Here is an 11,956-nt window from a genome sequence, read left to right as displayed (position 1 = left end):
ATTTAAGAGGTTTTTAGGAAATACTAAGAACATGACCAGACTGGCTTACGGTATATACCGCTAGGCCCTTTGATGCATCTTTATTTATGCCTTGTCCTGAAGGAGTGAATCTAGCCCCATGATCTGTACAATACCATTCATCATTAAGAAAAATTATTTTTCTTTTGTTCTCATGAGAACATATTTGAGTAGCGGCAATATAGGTTCCATTATTATTAGCAATCACAATGCCGTTGCTCACAAGGTAGCCGCCATTCGTAAGTAATGCATTATTGGTGTTGTCTGATAAATCTATGGACAATGCAAATTCACCAAGAGAGGTTTGTTCGGGGGAGACTTCTGCAGGTAAACAAGATATACCAGTACAGTATATGGCAAAAAGTGCCGAACCTTTGAATCCTAATTTCTTTAAGAATTCATTTCTTTTGATTTTGTCCATGATAGCGTTTTGGTTAGATAGTGTAAAAAGACATTTGTATTAAATACGAAAGGGTATAATCAAATGCAGTCTATGTAGGTCAAAATCTAATCGATAGCTTTGGGTGTTTCTGGACAAATGATGGTAAAAGGTATGATGAAAACGTGTTTTGTGGGGAGTATATTCTATTTGAATAAAAAATTGGTGTATTTATACTGGTTATAAATAAAGATAAAGGAATGCCTGTCCAAAGTTATTTGGACGGGCATTTGGATGAATAAACGCTTGAAAATTACTTACTGAAATCCAATGATTTTACGCCAAAAAGCGGTTTACCTTCGGCAGCTGAATTTTTAAAAACGAGATAAAGATCATTTAGACCTTTGGTAGCTGAAAGTTTTACTTTGATCGGTGTATTACTTACCTCCGGAACAGTAGTAGTTCCAATCAATTTTCCATCTATACCTCCAATTCTGAATTCCGCAGTTCCACCGACGGTCTGTCCTTTTTGGCCGAAAGCCCCCAAGTTTACGGCAGTAATGCCCGTCAAATCGAGGTTTTCATATTTTACCCATGAACCTGCCATAGCGACCACTAATTTACCCACTTGAGGTACATCAAATTCAATGACGTTATTTTTATCATCATAGGCTGTTGCAGGCAAGTTTGGACTTCTTAAAGCTAAAGATGAAGAGCCACTCTGTGGGCCTACCACTTTACCACCTTTGTCAAGATAAGTTGCCTGAATCACGTAAGCACCGTCTTTCTTACCTTCATGAGCTTTCGCAATATATGAACCCGTAGAAGATAGAGACGCTTTTTTGTCGTTTATAGAAAGAATGTATCTCACCATAGATTCTGCATCTGCTTTGGATAAATCTGGGTGCGGAGCCATAGCAGTTTCTCCCCATACACCACCACCTCCAGAAATTATTTTAGCAGTAAGCTTACCTACATTGGTATTATTTAAAGGGTATTTTGTAGCTATACTTTTATAGTTCGGCCCAATAGACTTTTGGTCTACCGTATGACAAGCGAAACAATCGGCATCTGCTATCAACCTTCTTCCACTAGCATTGGCTACACTTCTCTGATGCCCCTGAGCCACAGCATTTTTATCATATCCTTCTAGATAGTCTATACTCACCACCACGTCTTCGCTTTTAATGCCTTTTCCTATAGTGCCATCTTCAGCGTCCTTAACATTGACCTTGTAGTTGATTTTATCATCCCCAAAATAGAAACTCTGATTTCCGGTCACGTTTATAGCGATATCAGGTATCTCGTTTCCTACTTTTACAATTAAGGTTTTCTTACCCGTTTTTCCCTCCGTATCAGAGACAGAGAGTGTTACAAGATATTCACCAGGCTTTTTGAAAGTAACAGAAGGGTTTTTAGCCGTGCTGTTTTCTGCACCACCATTAAAGTCCCATGCATATGTTAAGTCGTCACCATCGTAATCTATAGTGCCTTCAGAACTGAAATTGGCCTTTAAAGGAGCCTTACCCACGGGCTTGTCTACAGATGCAACAGCAAGAGGAGGTCTGTTATGGGCATTAAAGTCTATTCTTGTTAGCGAAGCCTCTTCGTTTTGAGCAGACCATTTAGGACCATATTCTAGCAGATACATCACGCCGTCTTTGCTAAATGTCATATCCATCGGGTGATAAAATTTGGTATTTGGCATAAAGGGCTCCATGCTTTGATAATTACCATTTTTATCTAAAGTGACCACCATTATCCAATCTCTAATCCACTCATAAAGGAAGAGCTTGTTATCAAAATAAGTAGGGAAAGTATTTTCTCCTACCGCAGCGTCTTCCGAATGAAAAACAGGTCCAGCCATTGGATTACATCCTCCTTTACCAAAAAGTGGATAATCTTCAGAAGCACCATAACCATAATACATGAATGGCTCTCTGGCTGGAGGTAAGTTTTTAAGACCAGTATTATGAGGAGAGTCGTTTATCGGATTTAAAACATCATAAGGTTCTCCAGAAACTTTAGTCTCGAAATTATATTTATTGTAAGGTCTGTTGTTTCCAACGATGATAGGCCAGCCAAAAAAGCCAGGCTCCGTAGTTTGATTGAACTCCACTAAACCTTCTGAACCTCTGCCTTCTATTGTTTTGCCAGCATCAGGCCCAACATCTCCCCAGTATAAACGGTCGGTTTTTTTGTCTACAGATATTCTGTATGGGTTTCTACAGCCCATCACAAATATTTCTGGTCGGGCATTCGGGATACCTTTTGGATATAGGTTTCCTTGTGGAATAGTGTATGAACCCTCTTTCGTGGGCTTTATTCTTAAGATTTTACCTCTAAGGTCATTGGTGTTGCCAGAAGTGCTAAGAGCGTCCCAGCCTTCTCTTCCATCTCTAAAATCAATAGGACCAAAGCCGTCAGAAGCAAATGGATTAGTGTCGTCACCGGTAGAAAGATAAAGGTTGCCTTTTGAGTCCCAATCAATAGAGCCTCCAGTATGGCAGCATTCGTTACCTTTTATTTTTATCTTTAGCATGACCTTTTCAGAGCTTAGGTCCAGTTCGTCTTTCTTTTGGTCATAAGTAAATCTAGAAAGAAATTGCTCATTATGAGCGTCTGTGTTCGGGGTGTAATAGATATAAACCCAGTTGTTTCTATTAAAATTAGGATCTAAACCCACACCCATTAAACCGTACTCATAAGTACTAAATACATCTAAACTATTAGCCGTTTTAAATTCCTCTTTCTCCGGAATCCAAACTTTTACGTCACCTCTTCGCTCTACCAGTAAGATTTTACCATTAGGCATGGCGGCTAATTCTGTAGGCTCATTAAGATTACTAGCTAATATTGTTTTAACAAATCTATTTTCTTCAGGAGCTCTTTCTCTATATGCTTTAGCGTAATCTAGTTTTTCTGCCAATACAGATTTAAGACCTTCAATCATATGCTTTTGCATGGGCTCCTCTGTTTCAAATGTAGAATGCACATGGCCGAAATTGGTATAAAAGGCCTTTCCTCCATCATATTCATGATACCAAGCCATCGGGTGAAAATCACCCATTTTTCCTTGCTTGTAAGAATCTTCGTCTACGGTCACTAAAACGTTTAAAATATCTTTTTGAAAAGAACGGAAGTCGTAAAATTCGTCTTTTCTAGAAAACTTACTTGGAAGATGTTTTGTAGCTGGGTGAGTGTTATCAGTAACAGTCATTTCACCATTCTGTACATTGGAAACCTCACCACCCGGATGAGACATAAACCAGCCGCCTACAAGTTTATTATACCAAGGCCACTCGTATTCTGTATCTGCGGCAGCATGAATTCCCATAAAACCACCACCAGCCTGAATATATCTTTCAAAATCAGCTTGCTGTCTGTCGTCTAAAATATTTCCAGTGGTATTTAAGAAAACCACAGCATTGAAGTTTTTTAGATTTCCCTCGTTAATATCTACTGCATTTTCTGAAAAGGTAAAGTCAAGTTTTTCGGCGGTACTGATTTTTTTGAAAAAAGCTTGAGCAGGTTCAATAGAACTGTGCCTATATCCAGCGGTTTTTGAAAAAACAAGCACTTTGGGATTTTGTGCAAAACTGAGCGAAATCGTCATGAAGAAACATAACGATGACAAAAATATTTTTCTCATTTTAAGATCATAGGTAATGGTTGTCGAAATAATAACACAAAAATAAGGAATGAGACGGGATATGTGTGTTTACGACACTTTATTCCCATACCACGGTCTCTTTTTGATCGTACCATTCTTGAAATCGGGATTCGAATTTTTTCTCTATACTTATTCTTTTGATTTTAAAGGTCGGTGTAAGACAGTTGTTTGCTTCATCCCAAGGCTCTTTCAAAACAACTATCCGTTTAATCTTTTCGTATGATTTTAGTTTGGGATTTAGCTCTTCCAAGTTTTGAGCCAGTACCTCGTTAACAGACTTTTTGTTAGCCTTTAAACCCATTTCTGATAAAATAACTAAAGCGATAGGTTGAGGCAGGAGTTGACCTACCACACACACCTGCTCGATGAGTTCATTATCTGCAAAGCCAAATTCTATTTGAGCAGGAGCCACATATTCCCCTTTGGAGGTTTTGTACATTTCTTTGACTCTCCCTGTTATTTTTAGAAAGTTGTCTTGATCCAATTCTCCCACATCTCCTGTATGAATCCAGCCTTCTGGGTCTATAGTTTTGGCGGTAATTTCAGGTTCTTTATAGTATGCGTTCATAATCCAAGCAGAACGCGTTAATATTTCTCCGTTTTCTGGGTCTATTTTTACTTCCATACCCGGAAATACTTTACCTACGGTTCCGTCTTTCATATGGTCAAGAGGCATCATACTTACGGCACCTAAATTCTCTGTCATACCATATACCTCTTGAATATGAATGTCCACTCTTCGAAACCATTTTATAAGGGATATGGGCATTGGTGCGGCCCCCGTTAATACAAATATGGCTTCCGATAAGCCCAAACCTTTCTTGATTTTCCTTTTGACCAAATCCTTAATGACCGGAATGTTGAGCAACAAATTGAGTCTCTTTTGAGGCATTTTAGCCAATATGCCCAACTGAAATTTGGTCCAAATTCTAGGCACCGCCAAAAAATGTGTAGGAGATGCATTTCTTAAATTTTCCGCAAAAGTGTCGAGATTCTCTGCAAAATATACTGTACCTCCAGAGTAGAGCCCTCCAGCCTCTACCACATTTCTTTCGGCAATATGAGAAAGAGGTAAATAAGAAAAGAAGCGGATGTTTTTATAGTTCAAATGGGTCAAATGACGGGTATTATAAATGCCTTCGGCCATCGCTTTATATTTCAACATGACGCCTTTTGGATTGCCCGTTGTGCCTGAAGTATAAATAATGGTAAAAATGGAAGCTAAATCAGGATAGAAATTAACTTCTAGTCTGTCATTTTCTTTCAGAATTTGATTCCACTGTAGATGTTCTATATCTGGATTGTATCCGGGGAAAGAGACACAAGTAAGCTCATCAGGAATACCAAGTTTCATTTCTGGCCAGCGATCCAGTTTTCCGACAAATAGAAGTTTACATTCGCTATGGACTAAAACTTGGTTTATCTGGTCTCCAAGAAGCGTTGGGTAAAACGGAACAGAAATGTTATCTGACATCATAATGGCCAAATCGGCCAAAATCCATTCTGCACAGTTTTTAGAAACTAAACCTATATTACTTTTAGGGGGTAGCTTTTGAGCTTTTAAGAAGTTGGCCATCCTTCTCACTTGATCGGCAGCCTGAGCCCATGTGATATCTCTGTAGGTGTCGCCAGTGGGTTGCCTAAGGTAAATTTCATTGGGTTTTTCTTTTTCCCAGTGGTATAAATAATCTAGAAAGGTCTTTTTATTTGAGATTTCCATAGCGGTAAATAGGTATTGATAGACTAAATATAAGGAATATTTGAAGAAGGCAGTTTGCCTATTTTTCTAGCATTTTTGAAAATTGGAAGCCTGCTGTTTTCATTTTGAAAATAAAGCCACCAATTTTACAGGATGCAGAACATGCCATTGGCCGAGAGGCTTCGCCCCAAAAACCTTGACGAATATATAGGTCAGGAACACATTCTCGGAAAAGGAAAACCCTTAAGGAAATCTTTAGAGGCTAATTTAGTGCCTTCTATGATTTTATGGGGCCCTCCTGGTGTGGGTAAAACTACACTTTCTTTAATGTTGGCAGAACTTACTAAAAGACAGTTTTATTCACTTTCTGCCATTAGTTCTGGTGTAAAAGATTTACGTGAGATTCTCAAAAAGCCTTCCGGCTTGTTTCCACCCATTTTGTTTATTGACGAGATTCATAGATTTAATAAGTCTCAGCAAGACACGCTTTTAGGTGCCGTAGAAAAGGGAAAAGTAACACTGATAGGAGCCACGACAGAGAATCCTTCTTTTGAAGTAAATTCAGCCTTACTTTCGAGGTGTCAGGTATATGTTTTAGAAGCCTTTGGTCAAAAGGAACTGAACGCTATATTGGAAAGGGCTCTTAAAGAAGATGCTCATTTAAGGGAGAAAAATATCAAAGTAGAGACTACGGACTCACTTTTTAGGATTTCTGGAGGCGATGGTAGAAAGCTACTGAATTTGCTAGAAATGGTAGTCAATTCTCAGTTTGGGAACACGGAAGTGCTTATCAATGATGTTTTGGTTGAGGAGGTCGTCCAGAAAAACATGGCTCGATATGATAAATCTGGCGAGCAGCATTACGACATTATTTCGGCTTTCATTAAATCTATGCGAGGTTCTGACCCAAATGCTGCTTTATACTGGTTGGCAAGGATGCTGGTAGCAGGGGAAGACCCCAACTTTATTGCCAGAAGAATGCTCATTTTAGCTTCGGAGGATATTGGCAATGCTAATCCTACAGCGGTTATTATGGCCAATACCTGTATGGATGCAGTGAAGAAAATCGGTTACCCAGAGGGCAGAATTATCCTTTCTCAAACAGTGGTTTATCTGGCTACATCTGCCAAGTCTAATGCTTCCTATATGGCTATAGATGCGGCTATGGCGTTGGCAGAACGAACCTCACACTTGCCTGTGCCTATTGACCTCAGAAATGCACCTACCAAGCTAATGAAAGAAATTGGTTATGGGAAATCTTATAAATATTCTCACAATTATGAAGGGAGTTTTGCTCAACAGAATTTTATGCCGGATGACCTTAAAGGTCAAAAACTCTATGAACCAGGTAATAACCCACGAGAAAATGATATCAGACGTAACCTTCAAAAATGGTGGGACAAGTGGTATGGATACTAAAAAAGCCCATAGAAGGGGCTTTTTAGTCTATTTTAGGAAATGTTCTTATTTCGTAAGCGTTACTTTGAAATCAAGTCTTGCATAGTTTTTAATCGTCGCATCAATGATCAAACCTGTAATGAGGTCAAATGAACCTGACTGATCATTATAAGCATCCAAAAGGTCGTTTATATCTGAATTAAGAATTAGACTATTTGAGCTATCCTCTGTACGGAAATATAGGATTACTTCCTTTTTTAAAGAAGACTCTAGAAGTTTTAATTCTAACCTTCCGTTGTTGTAAACATAGGTATTAGACACTGTTCCTTTAGGGTTTAAACCAAGCTCACCAATTCCAAATTCCGCATTTGATGCGTATGTTCCGTCTGCATTGAATTCTATGAATAGATTATCCTTACTAAAATCAAAAGTGCTATTTGTGTTTTCGTTTGATTTGGTTTCAAAATTAGATTCTGCACTAGAAATATTCCATTTTCCGCTTATTTCTGCAGGTTTTACTTCTTCAGAATCGTCTTTGCTACAGGAGATAAAAAGTAGAGATGCCATAAAAAGCAAACCCAACTGTTTCAATACTTTATTCATGCTGTTAGATAATTTTAAATTTTTGTAAAAGTCCACGAAAATCGTGCCTCGTTTATTCTGTAACTAAAATCATAAAGGTTGCTTCTGAATATGTCGTTCATGTTATTTCCAGAGTTTCTTAAACTGGTAACATAGTTTACCGTATCCATCAGGAACGAAGGGCTATCCGTTGAGATATTAATCACCTCAAAGTTTAATTCGACGGTTGCATCATATTGTCGGTCATCAAATGTAAGTTTAATCATATCCTTATTTCCGGATTCAGAGAAGTCAAAGTTACCCAAAATAGGATTAGCACTTTCTAAGAGGATAATGTTCAAGCCTAAATCGGTATTTGTCGCAAACCTTCCATCCTTTAGAAATTCAAAGTAGAGTTCTTTTCCGGCGTAATCTTGTGTTTTGGCAAGGGCGGGAGCGGAGGACTCTTTTAGGTAGGCGTCAATTTTCTCTATCCTCCATCGGCCATATAAATCTTCAGGGATTTCGGGATCTTTTACTTGGCAAGAGCCTAATGCCATCAAAGCCATCGCGAAGGAAAATCCAAATAGAAAAGGTCTATTATATTTTTTCTTCAATGATGTACTCATTCTTGTTGATGTTTTGTTTCACAAATAGTTCACCAAGAAAACCAGCTAGAAAGAACTGCGTACCAATGATAATAGCCACTAAGGCTAGAAAGAATAGGGGATTATCTGTTACGTTTCTGTAAGGAAGTCCCTTCCACAGATAATAGAGTTTTTCAAAGATTAAGGAAAACGTAATAATAGAACCTAAAAGAAAGCCAAACACACCAAACGCCCCAAAAAAGTGCATGGGTCTGCGACCAAATTTATTGACAAAAGTAATGCTAATGAGATCTAAAAATCCATTAATAAACCTATCAATGCCAAATTTGGTGGTGCCATATTTTCTTGCTTGATGTTTAACTACTTGCTCTCCTATTTTTCCGAAACCGTTCCATTTGGCTATGACAGGAATATAACGGTGCATTTCACCATAGATTTTGATGTTTTTAACCACTCTGCGGTCATAAGCTTTTAGTCCACAGTTGAAATCGTTCAGCTTTACACCAGAGATTCTTCTGGCCGCCCAGTTAAATATTTTACTGGGTAAATTTTTAGAAAGAATAGGGTCATGGCGTTTCTTTTTCCAGCCAGACACCAGGTCGTATTTCTCTTCCGTAATTTTCTTATAGAGCTCAGGTATTTCTTCAGGATTATCCTGCAAATCTGCATCCATGGTGATGATAACATCACCCGAAACAGCTTTAAAACCCGTGTCTAAAGCGGCGGTTTTGCCATAGTTTCTGGTAAATTTTATACCATGTACTTTATCATTTCTACTATTAAGCTCTTGAATAACCCGCCAAGAGTCATCGGTACTCCCATCGTCAATGAAGTAAATTTCATAAGAAAGACCAGCGTTTTGGAGCGTTCGGTCTATCCAATCATGAAGTTCAGGTAGAGACTCCTCTTCATTTAAAAGTGGAATCAGCACGCTGATTTGTGGGTTTGACATGTCAGGAAAGCATTTATTTGGTAAACAAATTTAAAAAATAATGTAGTAATCTTTCATCAACGCTTGAAAATCATTTGAATAGGTAACATTATTGTCATCTTTAATATGGATTTCTGCCAGATCTAAAGTGGCGGTTTTAAAGGAAAAAGTTACTACTTCCCGGAAGACCTTTTGTCCCTTCTGATGTCTGATATGTAGCTTTTTAGAAGGCTTTAAATCCTGAGCCAGCATGAAGCTTTCCATTTGTCTCATCTCTAGAGAAGGTAATAACACTAGGACTTTACCTTCTGGCTTTAGTCTCTTAGAAATTTCCAAAGCTAAATCTTCTAAAAGTAATGTTTGTTGATGTTTTGCCAGGTTTTTTTGGGAATCAGGAGAGTTGAGTCCATTTTTATAGAATGGCGGATTGACAATGATGAGGTCATACATGCCACTTTCAAACTCTTTTATATCGGAGTGATAAATAGTTATTCTAGAATCAAATGGACTATTGACGAAATTTTCCTTTGCTTGTAAATAGGCACTTTCGTCGATTTCTACAGCATCAATCTTTAGTAAAGGAGATTTTTGAGCTAGCATGAGACTCAAAAGGCCGGTACCTGTGCCAATATCCAAGGCTGTTTTCTCTTCTTTAAGCATGACACTGGCTCCTAAAATGCAGCTATCTATGCATACCTTCATGCCACATTTGTCTTGCTCTACCGTAAACTGTTTAAATTTAAACATTACTTTCTTCCAAAGTCGGCGGGGTTTTCACCCCAGCTTTTGGTTTCCCATTTTAAGATTGGGTTTGCGTAAGTATTGGCTTGAAGCCATTCTTCTGCCCTGATGGTAAGTTCTTTAAGTTCTGCGTTATTTTTGGTCCACTCTATTTTGGTATTGGCCTTTTTCTTTTTTACCCAAGCCATGGCCGTTCTAGAATCTGAGTAAATAGGCATGTTGATGTCATGCTTTTTTAGTAAAGCCAAAGCATGAACTATTGCGAGAAATTCGCCAATATTATTGGTGCCGTCGCTATACGGTCCTTTTTTGAAAAGTAGTTTACCATTTCTGAAATCAAAGCCCTGGTACTCCATGTCGCCACTTCTGGTATTCCATGCAGCGTCAACCACGATACTTTCCTTAATTGGAGGTGCGGCATTGGGGTTAATAGCAGCCTTTTTTGAGCCTCCTCCTTTAGATACTACTTGGTAATAGTTTTTAGAAAATGCGTCTTGAGCTTCCTTTTCAGATTCAAAGGATTTGTATTTAGCTCCGGTAAAGCCATCTATTTGTTTTTTACAGGCATCCCATGAAGAAAAGATTCCGGCTTGCCTTCCTTCCCAAACTACATAGAATTTTTTCTTTTTTGCCATTTTAGGCCACTTCTTCGCTTGCTGTTGAAAATATTTGGTCAAATGATGACTGCAATTCCGCCTCGTTAATCTTCTTAACTGTGAAGTTTACATTGCCTGCGTATAGTTTTCTAATGCCTTCTGTTTTATCAATAAGCGACTGAACAAATGGATGTTTAGGAGCACCAATAGCCTGTCCAAACTCCTCAATGTTAGCTTTAAACATCAAAGTGATAGGTATTAAATAGTAATTGCCGTTTTTTGCTGAGCAAATACAGGTAGGTTCCATTTCCTCAGAAGCTCCTAGTTCATTATATTTTTGCTGAGCAGAAATGTATTCGTCTTCATTTTCTCCGAAAACTATCGCAATTTTCTTCTTGCTCAAGGTTTTGGCGGTAGCCATACTCTTGTCAATTTCTGCGAGTAAGTTTCTGTATTTATGTGTTCTTTTTCCTTCTCTTATTCTTTGAACAATGGACTGCCGAATGAGGTAATTTATGGATTGGCTAATATTGATACCTATTTCTGCCATTTGTTTGAATATAAGGCTACTCGGAGACATTCCTGGAAGCGTGTTTGGATCATGGAAAATGACCTTATCGTCTTCAGTTAAGAATCCATCTATTCTACAAACCACATTTTGGGCCAAGTCTTCAAAGGCCTTTATACCTTGTGTTTCTATTTTATGAAGATTCTCAAAATGGGTGTCAATCGGAATTCGCTTTTTGGTAACAGAAGATTGATATTTCGACTTAAAGTCGAAGCTTTCAATATCTCCATAGATTTCTGTAGGAGGAAGAGCAAAAGTGTTGAAATCCTCATCTTGGATGATGCCCATAGAAAATTCTTTCCCCACTATAAACTCTTCTATTAAAACATAATCCTCCGAATTGGAAGAACTAAGAATGACCTCTTCATTGTCTTTAAGAAACTCGTTTAATGCTTTCATTAAATCTGATGGATGTGCTTTCTCTTCCCCATTAATAATGACTGGGAATCCTATTCCTTCTCCCAGATTAAGCATTTTCTCTAAAATATTCTTTTTCTGTCTGGTACTTAATTTTATCCAATCTTTCTGAGCTATGATGGTATCAAAAAAGCATTGGTTCATTTTTTTTGAGAAGTCTTCCATGCTTCTCTTCTTCACAATACCTACGCCAATAGATGAACCTTGGTGAGGAGCTTTAATCACTAAAGGGAAGCCTAATGTTTTAGTAAGCTCACTAAATAAGGCAGAACGGTCTGTAGTATCCCACTCTTTTTTGCTAATAACTCTGGTTTTCTTTTGCTGCCCATTTGATTTGGACAATAGTGCATTTTGATAGGGCTTATTG

General features: G+C 38.1%; 10 protein-coding genes. 1 reads left to right on the top strand and 9 read right to left on the bottom strand.

Annotation, left to right across the window (positions count from 1 at the left end):
- Positions 1 to 13: 13 nt before the first annotated feature.
- The 3 genes from ACSBFT_RS11435 to ACSBFT_RS11425 form a co-directional block, all read right to left on the bottom strand.
- The gene (locus ACSBFT_RS11435) at positions 14 to 439 is read right to left on the bottom strand and encodes a Rieske (2Fe-2S) protein (protein ID WP_489604716.1); all 426 of its coding nucleotides are present in this window, start codon (positions 437 to 439) and stop codon (positions 14 to 16) included.
- Between the two features lie 271 nt (positions 440 to 710).
- Entirely contained in the window at positions 711 to 4,013 is a 3,303-nt protein-coding gene (locus tag ACSBFT_RS11430; protein ID WP_489604715.1) for a ThuA domain-containing protein, read from the bottom strand.
- Between the two features lie 115 nt (positions 4,014 to 4,128).
- A complete protein-coding gene (locus ACSBFT_RS11425) occupies positions 4,129 to 5,790 on the bottom strand; it encodes an AMP-binding protein (protein ID WP_489604714.1) in 1,662 nt (553 codons plus the stop codon).
- 132 nt (positions 5,791 to 5,922) lie between these two features.
- On the opposite strand from ACSBFT_RS11425, the gene ACSBFT_RS11420 reads away from it, so the two are divergent.
- Complete coding sequence (locus tag ACSBFT_RS11420) at positions 5,923 to 7,188, top strand: replication-associated recombination protein A (RefSeq protein ID WP_463045937.1); 1,266 nt, start codon at positions 5,923 to 5,925, stop codon at positions 7,186 to 7,188.
- 45 nt (positions 7,189 to 7,233) lie between these two features.
- Here the strand turns inward: ACSBFT_RS11420 and ACSBFT_RS11415 are convergent, their stop codons facing one another.
- The 6 genes from ACSBFT_RS11415 to ACSBFT_RS11390 are packed head-to-tail and all read right to left on the bottom strand — an operon-like array spanning position 7,234 to position 11,931.
- Entirely contained in the window at positions 7,234 to 7,770 is a 537-nt protein-coding gene (locus ACSBFT_RS11415; protein ID WP_489604713.1) for a hypothetical protein, read from the bottom strand.
- Positions 7,771 to 7,784: 14 nt separating this feature from the next.
- Entirely contained in the window at positions 7,785 to 8,357 is a 573-nt protein-coding gene (locus ACSBFT_RS11410; RefSeq protein WP_463045935.1) for a hypothetical protein, read from the bottom strand.
- Positions 8,329 to 9,288: a glycosyltransferase family 2 protein gene (locus ACSBFT_RS11405; RefSeq protein ID WP_463045934.1), complete on the bottom strand. Its 960-nt coding sequence runs from the start codon at positions 9,286 to 9,288 to the stop codon at positions 8,329 to 8,331. Before ACSBFT_RS11405 ends, ACSBFT_RS11410 begins: the two co-directional genes overlap by 29 nt.
- Before the next feature lie 30 nt (positions 9,289 to 9,318).
- Complete coding sequence (locus ACSBFT_RS11400; RefSeq protein WP_489604712.1) at positions 9,319 to 10,014, bottom strand: tRNA1(Val) (adenine(37)-N6)-methyltransferase; 696 nt, start codon at positions 10,012 to 10,014, stop codon at positions 9,319 to 9,321.
- A complete protein-coding gene (locus ACSBFT_RS11395) occupies positions 10,014 to 10,643 on the bottom strand; it encodes a ribonuclease H1 domain-containing protein (RefSeq protein ID WP_489604711.1) in 630 nt (209 codons plus the stop codon). The genes ACSBFT_RS11400 and ACSBFT_RS11395 overlap by 1 nt, the downstream gene beginning before the upstream one ends.
- A 1-nt stretch (position 10,644) precedes the next feature.
- A complete protein-coding gene (locus ACSBFT_RS11390; protein WP_489604833.1) occupies positions 10,645 to 11,931 on the bottom strand; it encodes a D-alanine--D-alanine ligase family protein in 1,287 nt (428 codons plus the stop codon).
- Positions 11,932 to 11,956: the final 25 nt, after the last annotated feature.

Source organism: Arcticibacterium sp. SM2516, from assembly GCF_057914865.1.
The sequence above is the reverse complement of the archived record's forward strand: the minus strand, read 5'-3'. Positions and strand labels throughout refer to the sequence as shown.

Coding starts and splice junctions, on each gene's coding strand:
- ACSBFT_RS11400 (WP_489604712.1), bottom strand. CDS start 10,014: ATGTTTAAATTTAAACAGTTTACGGTAGAGCAAGACAAATGTGGCATG.
- ACSBFT_RS11410 (WP_463045935.1), bottom strand. CDS start 8,357: ATGAGTACATCATTGAAGAAAAAATATAATAGACCTTTTCTATTTGGA.
- ACSBFT_RS11415 (WP_489604713.1), bottom strand. CDS start 7,770: ATGAATAAAGTATTGAAACAGTTGGGTTTGCTTTTTATGGCATCTCTA.
- ACSBFT_RS11405 (WP_463045934.1), bottom strand. CDS start 9,288: ATGTCAAACCCACAAATCAGCGTGCTGATTCCACTTTTAAATGAAGAG.
- ACSBFT_RS11420 (WP_463045937.1), top strand. CDS start 5,923: ATGCAGAACATGCCATTGGCCGAGAGGCTTCGCCCCAAAAACCTTGAC.
- ACSBFT_RS11435 (WP_489604716.1), bottom strand. CDS start 439: ATGGACAAAATCAAAAGAAATGAATTCTTAAAGAAATTAGGATTCAAA.
- ACSBFT_RS11395 (WP_489604711.1), bottom strand. CDS start 10,643: ATGGCAAAAAAGAAAAAATTCTATGTAGTTTGGGAAGGAAGGCAAGCC.
- ACSBFT_RS11430 (WP_489604715.1), bottom strand. CDS start 4,013: ATGACGATTTCGCTCAGTTTTGCACAAAATCCCAAAGTGCTTGTTTTT.
- ACSBFT_RS11425 (WP_489604714.1), bottom strand. CDS start 5,790: ATGGAAATCTCAAATAAAAAGACCTTTCTAGATTATTTATACCACTGG.